Here is a 15,870-nt window from a genome sequence, read left to right as displayed (position 1 = left end):
CGATCGCCTAAGCTTGAGATAGTTGTGAGCGATGCCTCCGGCAAAGCTTCGCTAACGCAGGCAAATTCAAATAGCATAGAAGCAGACAACGACAAAACTACCTATGACTCAACAATTTGAAGCTGCGATCGCTGCTATCCAACAACTTTCATCTACAGAACGCCAACAACTGCTGCGAATCCTTACCCAAAACTCAAATTCTCAACCCGATCTTCAAACCCTTAGTACCCAGTTCTTTCAAGGTATTACACTCAAGCAGCTACTTGCCAACCATCCTCCTAAAACTGTTGATAACCTCAAAGACATTGCTGCCGATTTTTGGCCGGAAGAAGACTCTATTGAAGATTTTCTCACCTTCCTGCGACAACAGCGCCAAGAGGCGATCTAACTAAACTCCCATGAGTCTTCTTTTGATTGATACTGACATTGCTTCCTTCATCCTCAAAGGTAGTGATTATGCCGACCCTTACCTGCCAATTTTAAGTGGTCAAGAATTGGCATTGTCATTCATGAGTGTCGCTGAATTATTTCAGTGGGCAATCTTACGTCAGTGGGGAAATCATCGTATCACCTAATTAGAACAATACCTCTCGAATTACCTAATTATTCCAGTGGATCAACCTCTTTGTCGAGAATGGGCAAAGGTTCGTGCTAATCGACAAAACGCAGGACGACCAATTTCGCCTCAATATGCGTGGATTGCTGCAACGGCCATACACTATGATTTACCGCTAGTCACTCACAACATCAAAGACTTCCTAGAAATACCCAATCTAAGGCTCATCACTCCTTCATCCTAGTACCACTTATTCCATTTCTGAATTATGTTTAGTGCGATCGCCAATTTTGTAGAATTCATTAGCGGCGAGAGTACGGCATTGCCGAATTTATTAATTAGCGATCGCTCCTAGCAGGGTGGGCTACTATCAATTTAGTCAGTAGGTAATGATGTTTAAATTTGAAGTAAGTTAGCGATCGCCTGTGGTAATGGCAAAATAATGATAATTAATAAAGCCATCGCCATTAATCCCAAAATATCGCGTCCATTATCCAATTCGCTGACATCATTTAAGGCTGGTTCATCAACTAGCGGCATAAACAATAAAATTATTGCCCAAACAAAAAATTCTGACTGTACCAAAGACAGTAATAGCAGTAATAACCGCGCTATTTGACCAATCATCATGGCTGTGCGTTGTCCAAACATTGCATGAACAATGTGACCGCCATCGAGTTGTCCCACAGGCATTAAATTTAAGGCTGTGACAATTAATCCTAAAAAACCAGCCACGGCTAAAGGATGTAAATCAATAGCAGATTTAGCAGTGAGTTGACTGCCTAAAGCTATCTTAGAAAGCAATGCTAATAAAATTGAATATTTCGGATTCAGGGCATCAGGATTGAGAATACCCATTTTTTCATTCATGGGGACGATTTCAGAATGAGCTAAACCCCAAATTAAAATCGGTAATGTGGCGATAAATCCGGCAATTGGCCCGGCAATGCTGATATCAAATAAAGCTTTTCGGTTAGGAATTGGACTACGCATTTGAATGAATGCACCGAAAGTCCCCAAGAAGAAAGGCATGGGGATAAAATATGGCAGCGTTGAGCGAATTTTGTAGAATTTAGCTGTTAAGTAATGACCGAGTTCGTGAGTGCCTAAAATCGTGATTAACCCCAAGGAATATGGCAATCCTTCTAACAAAGTTTGGGGATTAGATTGTAATGTTGTGAGTTCAACCCCAGAGATTCTAGATCCCACAAATGTGGTCGTGAAAAGAGTTGTAATTAATAGTAAAAGTGCTAATCCTGGTCTAGTTAATTTTTCGGTTTTGTTTTGATTAGCTGCTGAAGCGGCTTGTGAGTTAGGCACTAACACAAAAAATGGCTTACCATTTACGCCTTCTTGAAAGATGAGCAAAAAGCGATCGCCAAATTGTGATTCGACGTTGGCTTTAATTCGCTGGTAAGCTTGCTGCGGTGTAGTTCGTAACTGTCCGCGACAGATAATCGCTTGGGGTCGATACTCAAGATTTTGAATATAGTATACAGACCAAGGAAAACAATTTCGTAGCTGGCTTTCTTCGGTAGGTTCAATGGGACGCACTGGTACTGGTTCTGCGGTAGGATGGATAACCGATTCTGGTTTGGGAGTTTGAGGTTCAGTTTGCTTATCTGTTGACGCTGTTCGCCCCCATTGAAATAACAGCCAGTATAACAAGAGACAAACAATAGAAGAACCGATAATCAGTGATGGTGGCGGAGGTTGTTTAATGCCATATCTGGCTGTCCATCCAGTCAATAGTAATGCTGGTGTCATTAAAACTAGCCATAACAACCAAACAGGCGTACGTGTAATGCCAAGCGCACTGCGTTGCACCATCAAATAAGTAGCTAGTCCTAGGAGGAGGAGAAACCAAAAATTCATGTTTTCTTTAATAATTTGGAAAAATATCCCACCAGTAGTGTCACCACCACAAAGCAGAATCTCAAACCCCAATTTTTAACAATAGTTAACTATTAAGGCAGAATTTTTTAGTACCAATTTGTTCCATCATGACCACAGATGAACTGCACAAAAGCTAATAAAACAACGGTTTGACAATCTCAAGCCGAAAATTAGATCAGTAGTTCAACTCTGTGATTAAATTTGTAGCACTCCTCATTTTTGTATAGTTTTTCTCATGGGTTCCTTACCTCAACCACCCGGTCATCATGCTAAAGCACCACGGCCTGTACTTGACAGCATTTTTGCTTTTGTGCCAAATCGGGACACATTGGGAGGAACCTCCTATTTCATTGTAAGAAATGAAGGGAATATCCTCATCGATTGCCCAGCGTTAGAACAAATAAATCTGGATTTTTTGCGATCTCATGGGGGTGTACGCTGGTTAGTGATTACGCACCGTGGTGCCATTGGCAAAACCCCAGAACTCCAGCAAGCTTTGGGTTGTGAGGTGATCATTCAAGAACAAGAAGCCTATTTATTACCTAATTTAACTGTTACGACCTTTACCCAAGAAATTATTCTGACTTCCACAACCCAAATTATTTGGACACCAGGACATTCCCCTGGTTCCGCTTGTCTTTATGACAGCACATTCGGCGGCGTTTTATTTTCTGGTCGGCATTTATTACCCAATCAACAGGGTGAACCAGTACCATTACGTACCGCTAAAACCTTTCACTGGCCTAGACAAATTAAAAATGTTCAATCTTTACTAGAACGCTTTACCCCAGACACCCTTGAGTATCTTTGTCCGGGTGCAAATACAGGTTTTCTGAGAGGTAAGCGTGTGATAGACCAAGCATATCAGCGTTTAGCTGCCTTGGATTTCTCCGAGTTGTTGCAGGTACAACCGATTTTATAGAGGGAATAGGGAGTAGGGAGTGGGGAGTAGGAAGGGGAAACGGAGCAAGAGGAAAAGGTAAAATACGGTTGTCAATTGCTCTTTTCTGCGGTGTATACACCAGTCCAAAATTTCTATGTTGTACCCAATCCCGCCTAGAACTAAAGTTCCAGGCTCATAGCCCAAGTCCACTCAAGTGGACTGGAATAAACTTCTGTTTGAGTTCTCTAAAGAGAACTTGCGCTATGAGACTTGGAATTGATTCCGAGGTGGGACAGATGCGCTCAACTCCCTACTCCCAATTCCCTACTCCCGACTCCCCACAACTAAAGGATTCTGTGCCAATATCTCGACGGCGGCTTTATATTGGGAATCTGCTTCTGTGGCGAGTTGATCGCGGGTAATGGGTTGTTGGGTAACTATTTTATCTGGCTTAATTCCAAGTTTATTAATATCTCGATGTTGGGGAGTTTCATATTTAGCAATTGTGACTGCTAAACCAGAACCATCTGAAAGTTCAAATAAAGATTGAATTAAGCCTTTACCAAATGTAGTTTCGCCTACTAATTGAGCGCGGCCATTATCTTGCAATGCACCAGCGAGAATTTCACTAGCACTAGCAGTTCCTTGATTAACAAGAATTACTAAGGGGTCTTTTGTGAGTGCTGGGCCAAAGGCTTCAAAACTGCCTTGAATACCTTGACGATTCACAGTGTAGACAATAGTGCCAGAATCTAACCACAGTCGGGCAATTTCCACGCCAGCCTGTAAAAGTCCCCCTGGATTATTGCGTAAATCTAAAATATAGGCAGCAGCGCCTTTTTTCTCTAGACTATTAATAGCGTGTGCCAACTCTGTAGAGGCATTGGCGTTAAATTGAGTCAGGCGAAGATAGCCAATGGATGTGCCTTGAGAAGAAGTACGCAATTGGGCAACAACTGGGTTGAGTTCAATGCGATCGCGCACTATACTAACTTCTCGCTGTGCTTCTCCATCACGCTCAATTAACAGCGTTACTAAACTACCAATAGGGCCGCGCATCCTGGCTGCTGCTTCATCCAAAGTTAAATTCTCTGTGGAAAATCCTTCAATTTTGAGAATGCGATCGCGCGGTCTTATGCCGGCTTTCTCGGCTGGTGAACCTTCAATCGGCGAAACCACCTCTAATTGACCTGTTTGGGGATTGAGGGCGATTTGCAACCCAACTCCAGTTAATTCTCCAGAAGTATTGACCTGCAAGCTACGGTACTGTTCTGGATCTAAAAAACGGGTAAAAGGATCATCTAAACTCTTAAGCATGGATTGAATTGCCGTGTAAGCAGCGTCTTTGTTGGTCAAAGGCTTCTCTAGCACCTTTTGTCTCACACTTGCCCAGTTTTGATGATTAAATGTGTCGTCTAAATAAGTCCGATTGACAATGCGCCAAACTTCTGAAACTAGCTTTTGTTCACCGGTCAATGCTGTGGCCGTTGGGATAAACCCGCCAAGCGCCAAACAAAATGCCAAAAATAGTGACAAAACCACCCGAAAAACGTACTTTTGCATGAACCCCATTCTCAATTCCACCTGAACCCAAATTGTATCGAACTGCCCAGTTCTCTCGTTGTTGATGAAATCTATCTCTCGACTATGTTACTTTTTTTATAGAAGTAGTGCATTGCTCTCATCAAATTGTTAAGGCAATCTATGAGTACACAAGGCACTCTACAAACGATAAAATCTTCTTTGGAACTGGCATTTGAAGTGTTTGGTTGCAAAGAGAACGCCATATATTTCATATTTACAGAGTGTTAAGTTGCTGAAAACGCTCATCACTCTGAAAGCAAAAAAACCAAACAAACAACCTTTTTGTGAAAATCCCAAAATTGCCAATTGGGAGATTTATCAACCGCAACCGATTTTTTAGGAACTTGAGATTGTATGGCCAACGTTTACGACTGGTTTGAGGAACGCTTGGAAATTCAGGCGCTTGCTGAAGACGTAACAAGCAAGTACGTCCCTCCCCACGTCAACATCTTTTACTGTCTGGGTGGAATTACCCTCGTCTGTTTTCTCATCCAGTTTGCTACTGGATTTGCCATGACGTTCTACTACAGACCAACAGTTACAGAAGCTTATGCTTCTGTACAGTACATCATGAACGAAGTAAACTTCGGTTGGCTGATTCGCTCCATCCACCGTTGGTCTGCCAGCATGATGGTGTTAATGATGATTCTGCACGTTTTCCGGGTTTACTTGACTGGTGGTTTTAAAAAGCCCCGCGAATTAACCTGGGTAAGTGGTGTCATCATGGCTGTGATCACCGTTTCCTTTGGTGTAACTGGCTACTCTCTGCCTTGGGATCAAGTAGGATACTGGGCTGTGAAAATCGTGAGTGGTGTACCAGAAGCAATTCCTGTTGTTGGGACATTGATTTCTGATTTGTTGCGCGGTGGTTCTAGTGTTGGTCAAGGAACATTAACTCGTTACTACAGCGCCCACACCTTTGTTCTACCTTGGCTAATTGCAGTCTTCATGCTGTTCCACTTCTTGATGATTCGCAAACAAGGCATTTCCGGGCCTTTGTAATTTCATTGTTGGTTCAGCCAAAATGTGAACAGGCATTAGCTATTTCCAGACAAATTTGTTTGTTTTAAACTGATGAACAATTAGATATGGCACATCAGCAAAAAATCACAGACAGTTTGACTAAGAAATAATGGCTATTCCCCCGTCTGACAAGACTGGGGTAGCCTCAAAGCAAATGGCTAACATCAATGCTTTAACTGAAATTCAGCAGGAGAACGCATTTAAAAATGGCAACACAGAAAAAACCCGATCTGAGCGATCCTATCTTAAGAGCCAAGCTCGCCAAGGGAATGGGTCACAACTATTATGGTGAACCCGCTTGGCCCAATGACCTACTTTATATATTCCCAGTTGTAATTATGGGATCTTTCGCTTGTATTGTGGCTCTAGCTGTACTAGATCCAGCAATGACAGGTGAACCAGCAGATCCTTTCGCTACACCACTGGAAATTCTACCAGAGTGGTACTTGTACCCTGTATTCCAAATTTTGCGATCGCTTCCTAACAAATTGTTGGGAGTTCTCGCAATGGCTTCCGTACCCCTGGGACTAATTCTGATTCCCTTCATTGAGAGCGTGAATAAGTTCCAAAACCCCTTCCGTCGCCCAGTTGCAACTACAGTATTTCTGTTTGGAACTTTGGTAACTTTGTGGTTGGGTATTGGCGCAGCTTTACCTTTAGACAAATCCTTGACCTTGGGACTTTTCTAAATTAGATTAGTTACCAAAAATTGCTTTGACGCTTGTGTAAGTTTGATTAGCATGTAAAAGGGTGTGAGTGGTGGCTAAAACCACTCATACCCTCTAAAATATGCTAGTTAAACAACTAACAAGCGTCAATTTTAGTAATTTAGTACAACAAGGCAAAAGGAAAAAGTAAAAAGGCAAAAGGAAATAATATTGATACCATAAGCTTTTTAGCAATTTCTGAGGGTCTGTTTATTTACGCCAAACTGTACTAGGCAGTACCTGAGATTTTTTTGGGTTATAACAATAGCCACAGTGGAAAGGACATTTAACGCTGTCCTGTGACATCAAAGCTATACCAAAATTGGAAATCTCCCAAATTCAACCAGTAAAAACATTTTTTATTGAATACTCAAGTCAAGGTCAATGCTGAGAATGGTGGAGCGCGACCATCTGACTGTCAGGAGCGAACTTCCGCTCTTAAATAAAGTTCAACAATGGTTTGAGCAGTTTTGTCTCAAATATTTATGTCAACGTGGTTGGACAGAAAACCAACTTTATCGTCTGAATTTAGCATTAGCAGAGGGCTTTACCAATGCAGTGCGCCATGCTCATGAGGCTTTGCCACCGGAAACAACTATAGATATTGAAGTGAGTCTATGGGTTGACCGAATGGAAATTAGAATTTGGGATCATGGCCAGCCTTTTAATCCAGATGCGATCGCCGAGCCGAAACCAGGTACTCCCCAGGAAGGAGGTTATGGGTGGTTTTTATTGAGGCGTTTGACGGATCGGGTGGTTTATGAACGTAGCGCGGATGAGCGAAATTGTCTGTTAATTACCGAGTACAGTCGCCAATAAATTCCGATGGATAAATGTAAGGGAATTTCAGGTTAAATACAAAATTTGTGTATAAAAAATATACACAGTCTAGTAAAGTCAGCATACGATTTTAGTGACACTTTTGCTAAGATTTGGCAGCAGCATAGAGATAATTCTGGCTGCACTAAAGTGGAACTTGTATCAATAAAAACTTAAATGCTGACTGATTTAACAGAAGAAAAACCACAAGGGATTAACAAAGTTCACCAAACTCCGCACCAGTTTTTCGTTTTTATCGAAGTTTTTGGCTGTGAAGGAGGGATTCAGTCTTATGTCAAAGATATTTTTCAAGCTTATACAGAGTTGAATACAGGTTACAAGACAGATGTTTTTGTCCTGCGAGATAGTCCAGATTGTGTTAATCCTTTTGCGTCTGAGAGTGTAAAATTCCATTATTTTAAAAATAAGTCGCCGCAAATCGGCAGAATGGCGATGGCCGGGGCTTTATTAAAGTTTCTCTTACAAAAACGTCCCCAACGTGTATTTTGTGGTCATATTAAACTTGCTGTCTTAATCCAAACTCTTTGTCAGCCGTTAGGTATTCCCTACACAGTCCTCACCTACGGGAAAGAAGTCTGGGAACCCTTAAAAAATTCAGAACGCCGCGCACTCGCCGCCGCCAGCGAAATTTGGACTATCAGCCGTTACAGCCGCGATCGCGCTTGTGCGGCGAATGGGATTGACCCCGAAAAAGTGAAAATGCTGCCTTGTGCAATTGATGGTGATAAATTTACCCCAGGGGAAAAACTACCAGAATTAGTCGAGAAGTATGGTTTAACAGATGCTAAAGTCTTGATGACAGTAGCACGCCTGTGGTCGGGTGATATTTATAAAGGCGTAGATGTGACAATTCGGGCTTTACCTCAAATCGCCCAGGTTTTTCCAGAAGTGAAATATTTGGTGATTGGGCGTGGTGATGATCAACCGCGATTAGCCCAGTTAGCCCAAGATTTGGGGGTAAGCGATCGCGTTGTGTTTGCTGGTTTTGTCCCCACAGAAGATTTAATCGCCCACTATCGCCTAGCAGATGCTTATATCATGCCTTCTCAAGAAGGTTTTGGGATTGTTTATCTCGAAGCAATGGCTTGTGGTATCCCAGTTTTATCCGGTGATGCAGATGGCTCGGCTGATCCTTTACAAGATGGTAAACTAGGCTGGCGAGTGCCACACCGTGATGCTGATGCTGTCGCCGCCGCTTGTATTGAAATTTTACAAAAGAATGATCAACGCTGTGATGGCAAGTGGTTGCGAGAACAAGCGATCGCGCATTTCGGAACAGCAGCCTTTAAACAGCAGCTTGCAGCGTTAGTAAAAACATCTTAACCAATGACCAGTAACAAATGACCCTTGACAATCTCTAAACTCGCTATCCTAGAAAGAGAGCAAGACTGTAATTAAAAAATGAGCTTTAACAATTCACAATTGAATATGCTAAATCTCCGCCCTTTGCTCACTTTCTTAGCAGTTATCTGGTTGCTAGGTTCATTGGGACTGGGTTGGTTAGTAAAATCTTTATTTATCCTGTTTGCACTGCTGTCACTAGCGCCTGTAGTGGCTTTCTTTGGTTTTCGCTGGTGGCTACAACGCAACTTAGTAACTGACAAGTGTCCTGTCTGCGCCTACGAATTCACTGGTTTGAACAATAGCCAATTACAATGTCCTAACTGTGGCGAACAGCTATCAATCCAGAAAGGTCACTTCCAACGCTTTGCACCAGAAGGCACAATTGATGTGACTGCGGTAGAAGTACAAGCCCAATCATTGGAAGATTAACGAAAAAGTCTTCGGGAATAGGGAGACAAGGGAGACAAGGTAGATAAGGGAGACAAGGGAGAGAGATTTTTATGCAGGACTCGTATTTGATTTCTGTAAAAAACTCAGTACAGTTTTTATTCCCTGTTCCCTACCTTCACAAGTAAGTTCAGAAATCAAATCGGATTTCTATAACTTCGTGTCCTACTCGTCCTTTACGGTTATTTGGTACAAAAAATTAAGGGTGTAAGGGTTTTGGATACATACACCCCTACACCCTCACACCTATTTTTTACAATCTTCGTGTGTAAATTCTGTCTATTTAACTAGCACTACCCAATCTCGCTTCAATGTCGGCTGCTTGGACTGCACCAGTGTATTTATCAGTGTTGATAACTAAAAATGGTGTACCAGCGATACCTAAATCATTTGCTTGTTTGAGGTCTTTTTCAATGGCTGTTTTTGCCAACTTGCGATCGCTCTCAAACTTCACCAAATTGAGGTTTAGTTTTTTAGCAATATCAACGTATAAGGTTTCACCTAGTTGCTTTTGATTTTCAAACAAAGCATCATGGTATTCCCAGAACTTACCTTGTTGTTTAGCAGCCCAAGCCGCTTGTGCTGCGGGGAATGCTTCTGGGTGGACTCCAGTCAAAGGAAAATTCTTGTAAACCAAGGTTAATTCGTCTTTGTGCTTGTCTACTACTGATTTCAGAGTTTTATGTACTTCCGCACAGTAGGGACATTGAAAATCAGAAAACTCAACTAGCACTGTTTTAGACTTAGCCGCACCAGTTGTTGGTGATTCGCCAATGATATTTGCGGGATTAGATTTTAAATCATCTAAAAAAGCTTGTTGGACTTTCTGTAATTTTTCTTGTTTAGCCAGTTGATACTCTTGCAGAGAGTTAAGAACAAATTGTGGATTGTTACGGATAATTTCTAAAACTTGCTTTTCGAGTTTAGAGTCAATGTCGGTAGCTGCTTGTGCAGGTAGTGTCCAGCCTAAGACCAAACACATCAGGCAGACGATGACCCAGGTACGTAGATACTGAAATAATTGTCGCATATCAAAATACTGAAAGTGGTCTAGCACTATTTAAGTATTACCTACTGTCTGTAAAGTTAAAAAGTAGGGGATTGTAAATATTTCTTGTTGAGATAAAGCAGAATTTAAGAGGGTTACAGCCTTGTGTTCTTTCTGGAATATTGATCTGAATTTGAAGTTTCTACTTAATTAAAAATTAAGGATTACTGATAACTCACCATATATCTCGGTGCGTTACGGCTAATTCTTATGCCTTCATAAGCTCAATCCTTTCATCGCCGTAACACATCCTACTGTTTTGGAGAGAAATTGCTATCTTGCCACCTTTGACGCATAAAAAGTCTATAATGCCGTGTGACACGGCATCATAGGGATGAATACGTGCATGAACATTTAGCAAGAACTAGAGTGAATTTATGGGTAAGCAGCGTGTGCTGTCAGGAGTTCAACCAACTGGTAATCTGCACTTAGGTAACTACTTAGGCGCAATTCGCAACTGGGTAGAAATCCAAGACCAGTATGAAAATTTCTTTTGTGTAGTGGATTTACACGCGATTACTGTACCGCATAATCCAGCGTCTTTGGCGGCAGATACTTACACTATCGCCGCGCTTTACCTGGCCTGTGGGATTGATTTAAACCATTCCAGTATTTTTGTCCAGTCCCACGTTTCCGCACACAGTGAACTTGCTTGGCTGCTTAACTGCATCACTCCCCTAAACTGGCTACAAGACATGATTCAGTTTAAGGAAAAGGCTGTTAAACAAGGTGAAAACGTTAGTACAGGTTTGTTAATCTACCCAGTGCTGATGGCGGCTGATATTTTGCTTTATCAAGCGGATAAAGTGCCGGTGGGTGAAGACCAAAAGCAACACATAGAACTGACAAGGGATATTGTCAATCGATTAAATCATCAATTTGCCAAGGATCGACCAGTTTTGAAGTTACCAGATCCTTTGATTCGGAAAGACGGCGCAAGGGTGATGAGTTTGACCGATGGGACACGCAAAATGTCTAAGTCTGATCCGTCAGAGTTAAGCCGGATTAATCTGTTAGATCCACCAGACCAGATTGCGAATAAAATCAAGCGGTGCAAAACTGATCCTGTACGGGGTTTAACTTTTGATGATCCAGAACGCCCAGAGTGTAATAACTTGTTAACTTTGTATATGTTGTTGTCTGGCAAGAGCAAAGAAGCAGTAGCAGCCGAATGCCAAGATATGGGCTGGGGACAATTCAAGCCTTTATTGACAGAAACAACAATTAATGCTTTGCAACCCATCCAAGAAAAATATCAGCAAATTATGGATGACAAGGGGTATTTGGAGTCTGTGTTGCGTGATGGGCGGGAAAAAGCACAAGCGGTCGCTAATCAAACTTTAGCAGATGTGAAAGCAGCGTTAGGCTACTCTATGCCTGTGTAGTTCGTCATGGCCTATAGCCAAGCTTGTACTTAAGTTTATACTTACGTACTTTCTAACTAGCAAGTGCTGGGGAAGAATGATCATTGTTTTTCTTCCCCACTTCTTAATTCTGATAAATGCAGGTTTTTAGGATTTCTCGTTCATTGCAGAGCAAGACTTTCAGTGAATAGACGCTGGATTAGCGCCAATGCCCACAACCCTGACAAAACAAAAAATTTATTCTAACTTTACTCTAATTTAGAAATTAGTTCTATACCTACGTATTACTATATATCCTAAGAAACAGATAAAATTTATAGAATCAAGGTATTTTTAGTGTGACAAATCCAAGTTGTTCATTGTGGATTTTTGTAGCGCGTCCAGATACATCTTTTATTTTACAAACAATTCCTCATTTAGTAAAAGTAAATAATTTTCCTTTTGAGGAAAAAGTTTTAGCTATTGATACAGCATCACTAACAGGAGATAAACTAACTCGTCCTTCTATCGGCACAATGAAAGAATTGCGCGAGTGTGCAGAAAAGCTACTGCGATTAGGTGTTGTGGATCGGATCGTCGATATAAACTACGATAAAAATTATCACGAGCAAGTTTACAAAAAACATTTTGGTACACAAATTCGCTTTACCCATAACTATAAAGGCTATCCCATTCTAGGCTCTGCTTTTAGCATTGAAGAATGTAAAAGCGACTATATGTTGCACTTCGATAGTGATATGTTAATGTACCAAAATCCTAATCATAATTGGATTAACCAAGCAATTCAATTAATGACAGAAAATCCCCAAATGATGTTTGTCAGACCATTGGCTGGCCCACCCACAGCCAAGAAAAAATCAGAGCCTTATGATATTTTTAAAACTTTTGGTAGCAGAGTTTATTTAATAAATTGTCAGCGTTTTAATCAGCTTCTGCCTCTACCTATAATTTGGTGTAAATATAACAAACAATGGATGAATAACTTACCTACTCAATTAAAAACGGCTCTGAGTAATTTTACGGGTAAAGGTAAGTTAGATTCTTGGGAAGTTATGGTAACGGAAAAACTAAAACAGACAGATTATTTTCGGGCAAACTTAACCAATCCTGCGGCGTGGACGCTACACCCTAAAGATAGAAGCCCAGAATTTATTGCTGCTTTACCCAAAATTATTGCCCGAATAGAAGCTGGTGATTTTCCCGCACAACAAGCTGGTAATTATGATTTGATTCCCGAAGCTTGGTATAAAGTGGGTAGTGCTGAGAAGCTGCTGCTGGAAAGCATCTCGACTTGAGCGTGAGCAAAGCACGAGTATGAACAGGGTGTAGGGGGTAGTTGTGACTCACTTCCTCCATACTCCCCTTCCCAATTATGCCCCTTGTTCTTTAAGGTGTAATTCGTTATACGCTTAAAAAGAACATAAAGAATAACGTTATGGAAGATAACCATAGCTGTGCTGCTTTAAATTATTTCCGTAAAGCCGCGCAAGCGGGGGAATTTTTAGTTACCGCCGAGGTAGCACCCCCAAAAGGGGGAAATTCGACTCACATGATTGAAATGGCGGCGACTCTTAAGGGGAGAGTTCATGCTGTCAATATTACTGATGGTAGCCGCGCTGTGTTGCGAATGTCGTCATTAGTGGCTTCAGCGATTTTATTACAAAACGGCATTGAACCAATTTGTCAGATGGCTTGCCGCGATCGCAACCGTATTGCCTTGCAAGCCGACTTAATGGGCGCTCATGCTTTGGGTATTCGGAATATCTTAGCTTTAACAGGCGACCCAGTAAAAGCAGGCGATCATCCCGATGCGAAGGGCGTATTTGATTTAGAGTCAGTGCGACTGCTGCAACTAATTCAAAAAATGAATCAAGGTGTTGATTGCAACGATAAACCCTTGACTGATGGTGCAACAGATTTATTTGTCGGTGCAGCCGTAGACCCTCAATGTGGTAGTTGGTCTGGTTTACAAAGTCGTTTTGAACGCAAAGTTGCAGCCGGAGCGCAATTTTTTCAAAGTCAATTAATCACTGATTTTGAAAGACTAGAAAAGTTCATGGATAAGATAGCTTCTGTGCATAATAAACCTATTTTGGCAGGAATTTTTCTGTTGAAATCAGCGAAAAATGCTCAATTTATTAATAGGTGCGTTCCGGGTGTAAATATTCCCGAACATATTATTGATAGATTAGCCAAAGCCCAAGACCCCCTAGAAGAAGGTGTCAAAATTGCCGCCGAACAAGTGCAAACAGCAAGGCAATTATGTCATGGTGTCCATATTATGGCGGTGAAGCGGGAAGATTTGATTCCCAAGATTTTGGATTTGGCGGGAGTTGCACCAATTAATTTGGTTGTGACGAAGTAAAAAGTTAAGCGATCGCATTTCTGACTTTACCGGAGAGTGCGATCGCTTATTGTTGAACCAGATGTTTGATCATCTGCAAAATCACCCCGACTGTAGAAAAAAGCCGGGGTGATGGTGGTTATACCATTTTGGATTTTAGATTTTGCGAAAAGTTGCGTGGGCGAGTCATATTAATTCATCATTCTCTAGGAAACCAAAACATCCTGTAACTTCGCTACCATCTCTGCCCGTGCTGATACTTCTAGCTTGCGAAACATCCGCTTTAAAGCTTGCTTAACTGAGTTTTGCGTAATCCAGAGTTTTTCACCAATTTCGGCGTTAGTTAAACCTTGGGCTACCAATTCCGCGATTTCTAACTCGCGTGGTGTCAGGCGACTAACTAAAGGTGAAGTTGTGGGTTTTGCCCTTAAAGTGGCGAGTTTAGCAGACAAATGCAAGCATACAGCACTCAAATCCGCTAAATCATTGCCATCAAAAGCAGGCTTGCCGCGATCGCGTGCTAAGTGTAAAGTACCAACTAACTGACCATCGCAAACAATCGGCCCTGTCATGACGTGTTCGTGGTCAGAACGGGAGCAAAAATGTTTCCAATCGCCTGGAGATAATAATAATTGCTCATGGGCGGGAGCGTGACGCTCAACAACGTAGCGTCCAACAGGGTTCCCCTCTAAACATACTGAGGGAATAGCGGGAATATCAATTTCGGTTGGTGTTGTTTCATCTAAAAGATAAATACCCCAATGCTGCACGCCAAAATGGTCGCTAATCTTATCCTTGAGAGCCAGATGTAATTCTTGCTCATTACGGACACTAGCGATCGCACCAAATACAGCATGAAGAGAATTAGCCATAAGTGTACCCGATTGGGGACTATGCTCTGCTCGACAATTACATCTATGCTAATACCAGCAAGAATAAAACGCTATTATCACTGGATACGCTAGGAGAAGCACATGACAGTTACCAAACTCTCTGCTCAGGAACTTTTCCGGGCTGCTTATGAAAACCGTTACACATGGGATAATAATTTCCCCGGTTATACCGCAGATGTTACCTATAAGTATGACGATAAAGTTACTACAGGTAAAGTAATCATCAATGCTGAACTCAAAGCGGAAGTTTTGGGAGTAGAAGACGAAGCCGTTAAAAAAGCCATCCACGGTCAAGCTTGGGAAATTGCTATTCACCGTGTCCGTCGCAGTTTTGAACAAACCCACGGCGAAAATACTTTTAGCTATGGTGACACCGACTTAACTGATGCAGTCGAAATTATACTTGGTGGTAAAGGTGCTGGCGATAAATATAAAGTCCGCAATAACGAAGTTAGCTTAGTTCACCGTCACATTCACGGCGTAGTCGTAACTATCAACACTTTCAGCAGCCACGACACTGGCGAAGGCTACTTATCTCACACTTATGACTCTGTTTACCATGACCCCACCACTGGTGAACAAAAAGGTAGTAGAAGCGAATTTACTGATGAATATGAAAAAGTAGGCAAATACTTTATTCTCAACCGTCGAGAAATTCGCACCGAAACCAATGGACATCTGAATATTCAAGAATTTATTTTCTCGAATATTAAATTGTTAGAACCTGCGGCTGCTTAAGCTGAATTTTCAAATACAGCACATTTAATCTAAGTAAGGTATACAAGGGTGGGCAAGATGCCCACTCCACAATAGTTTTAATATTTATATGTGTACCTTATTCATCTGCAATCTGCTGTAGATATACGCCTCCAATGGAGGCGTATATTTTTTATTTAGGACTCATATTTGATTTATGAAAAAATAAGTATATCCAAATAATG

16 protein-coding genes and 1 pseudogene are annotated in these 15,870 nt (G+C 41.6%); 13 read left to right on the top strand and 4 right to left on the bottom strand.

Annotated elements, in window-relative coordinates; all coding sequences use genetic code 11:
• Nucleotides 1-103: 103 nt before the first annotated feature.
• The 3 genes and pseudogenes from H6G74_RS05670 to H6G74_RS31055 all read left to right on the top strand — a co-directional run.
• Nucleotides 104-388 carry a hypothetical protein gene (locus H6G74_RS05670; protein ID WP_190966750.1) on the top strand — a complete coding sequence of 95 codons (285 nt, stop codon included), beginning with the start codon at nucleotides 104-106 and terminating at the stop codon, nucleotides 386-388.
• A gap of 10 nt (nucleotides 389-398) precedes the next feature.
• On the top strand, nucleotides 399-575 hold the full coding sequence (locus H6G74_RS31060) for a hypothetical protein (protein WP_242051159.1): 177 nt from the start codon (nucleotides 399-401) through the stop codon (nucleotides 573-575).
• Between the two features lie 24 nt (nucleotides 576-599).
• A pseudogene (locus H6G74_RS31055) lies at nucleotides 600-800 on the top strand (type II toxin-antitoxin system VapC family toxin); the annotation flags it as partial.
• Between the two features lie 152 nt (nucleotides 801-952).
• On the opposite strand, the gene H6G74_RS05660 reads toward H6G74_RS31055, so the two are convergent.
• Complete coding sequence (locus tag H6G74_RS05660; protein ID WP_190966749.1) at nucleotides 953-2,431, bottom strand: site-2 protease family protein; 1,479 nt, start codon at nucleotides 2,429-2,431, stop codon at nucleotides 953-955.
• Nucleotides 2,432-2,687: 256 nt separating this feature from the next.
• Here H6G74_RS05660 and H6G74_RS05655 point away from each other — a divergent pair, with 256 nt between their 5' ends.
• Nucleotides 2,688-3,374 (top strand): MBL fold metallo-hydrolase, encoded by a 687-nt coding sequence (locus tag H6G74_RS05655; protein ID WP_190966748.1) that lies wholly within the window; start codon nucleotides 2,688-2,690, stop codon nucleotides 3,372-3,374.
• Between the two features lie 285 nt (nucleotides 3,375-3,659).
• Here the strand turns inward: H6G74_RS05655 and ctpA are convergent, their stop codons facing one another.
• Complete coding sequence (gene ctpA, locus H6G74_RS05650) at nucleotides 3,660-4,907, bottom strand: carboxyl-terminal processing protease CtpA (protein ID WP_190966747.1); 1,248 nt, start codon at nucleotides 4,905-4,907, stop codon at nucleotides 3,660-3,662.
• 366 nt (nucleotides 4,908-5,273) lie between these two features.
• Between ctpA and petB the strand changes: the two genes are divergently transcribed.
• From petB to H6G74_RS05625, 5 genes are all read left to right on the top strand, one after another.
• Nucleotides 5,274-5,921: a cytochrome b6 gene (gene petB, locus H6G74_RS05645; protein WP_062297765.1), complete on the top strand. Its 648-nt coding sequence runs from the start codon at nucleotides 5,274-5,276 to the stop codon at nucleotides 5,919-5,921.
• 227 nt (nucleotides 5,922-6,148) lie between these two features.
• Entirely contained in the window at nucleotides 6,149-6,631 is a 483-nt protein-coding gene (petD, locus tag H6G74_RS05640; protein WP_190592621.1) for a cytochrome b6-f complex subunit IV, read from the top strand.
• Between the two features lie 402 nt (nucleotides 6,632-7,033).
• Nucleotides 7,034-7,468 (top strand): ATP-binding protein, encoded by a 435-nt coding sequence (locus tag H6G74_RS05635; RefSeq protein ID WP_190966746.1) that lies wholly within the window; start codon nucleotides 7,034-7,036, stop codon nucleotides 7,466-7,468.
• A 177-nt stretch (nucleotides 7,469-7,645) separates the two neighbouring features.
• Nucleotides 7,646-8,812, top strand: coding sequence for a glycosyltransferase family 4 protein (locus H6G74_RS05630; protein WP_190966745.1), 1,167 nt, complete (start codon nucleotides 7,646-7,648; stop codon nucleotides 8,810-8,812).
• 78 nt (nucleotides 8,813-8,890) lie between these two features.
• A complete protein-coding gene (locus H6G74_RS05625; protein ID WP_190966744.1) occupies nucleotides 8,891-9,262 on the top strand; it encodes a hypothetical protein in 372 nt (123 codons plus the stop codon).
• 301 nt (nucleotides 9,263-9,563) lie between these two features.
• Here the strand turns inward: H6G74_RS05625 and H6G74_RS05620 are convergent, their stop codons facing one another.
• Nucleotides 9,564-10,310 carry a DsbA family protein gene (locus H6G74_RS05620; RefSeq protein WP_190966743.1) on the bottom strand — a complete coding sequence of 249 codons (747 nt, stop codon included), beginning with the start codon at nucleotides 10,308-10,310 and terminating at the stop codon, nucleotides 9,564-9,566.
• Between the two features lie 395 nt (nucleotides 10,311-10,705).
• Here H6G74_RS05620 and trpS point away from each other — a divergent pair, with 395 nt between their 5' ends.
• The 3 genes from trpS to H6G74_RS05605 all read left to right on the top strand — a co-directional run bounded on the left by trpS (nucleotide 10,706) and on the right by H6G74_RS05605 (nucleotide 14,057).
• Nucleotides 10,706-11,713 carry a tryptophan--tRNA ligase gene (gene trpS, locus H6G74_RS05615; protein ID WP_190966742.1) on the top strand — a complete coding sequence of 336 codons (1,008 nt, stop codon included), beginning with the start codon at nucleotides 10,706-10,708 and terminating at the stop codon, nucleotides 11,711-11,713.
• Nucleotides 11,714-12,030: 317 nt separating this feature from the next.
• A complete protein-coding gene (locus tag H6G74_RS05610; protein ID WP_190966741.1) occupies nucleotides 12,031-12,987 on the top strand; it encodes a hypothetical protein in 957 nt (318 codons plus the stop codon).
• A gap of 140 nt (nucleotides 12,988-13,127) precedes the next feature.
• Nucleotides 13,128-14,057 (top strand): methylenetetrahydrofolate reductase, encoded by a 930-nt coding sequence (locus tag H6G74_RS05605; protein ID WP_190966740.1) that lies wholly within the window; start codon nucleotides 13,128-13,130, stop codon nucleotides 14,055-14,057.
• Between the two features lie 185 nt (nucleotides 14,058-14,242).
• On the opposite strand, the gene H6G74_RS05600 is transcribed toward H6G74_RS05605, so the two are convergent.
• On the bottom strand, nucleotides 14,243-14,908 hold the full coding sequence (locus H6G74_RS05600) for a LuxR C-terminal-related transcriptional regulator (protein ID WP_190966739.1): 666 nt from the start codon (nucleotides 14,906-14,908) through the stop codon (nucleotides 14,243-14,245).
• A 102-nt stretch (nucleotides 14,909-15,010) separates the two neighbouring features.
• Between H6G74_RS05600 and H6G74_RS05595 the strand changes: the two genes are divergently transcribed.
• Complete coding sequence (locus H6G74_RS05595; RefSeq protein ID WP_190966738.1) at nucleotides 15,011-15,667, top strand: DUF3386 domain-containing protein; 657 nt, start codon at nucleotides 15,011-15,013, stop codon at nucleotides 15,665-15,667.
• Nucleotides 15,668-15,870 lie beyond the last annotated feature (203 nt).

It is taken from the genome of Nostoc spongiaeforme FACHB-130, from assembly GCF_014698475.1.
GTDB lineage: Bacteria > Cyanobacteriota > Cyanobacteriia > Cyanobacteriales > Nostocaceae > Nostoc_B > Nostoc_B spongiaeforme.
The sequence above is the reverse complement of the archived record's forward strand: the minus strand, read 5'-3'. Positions and strand labels throughout refer to the sequence as shown.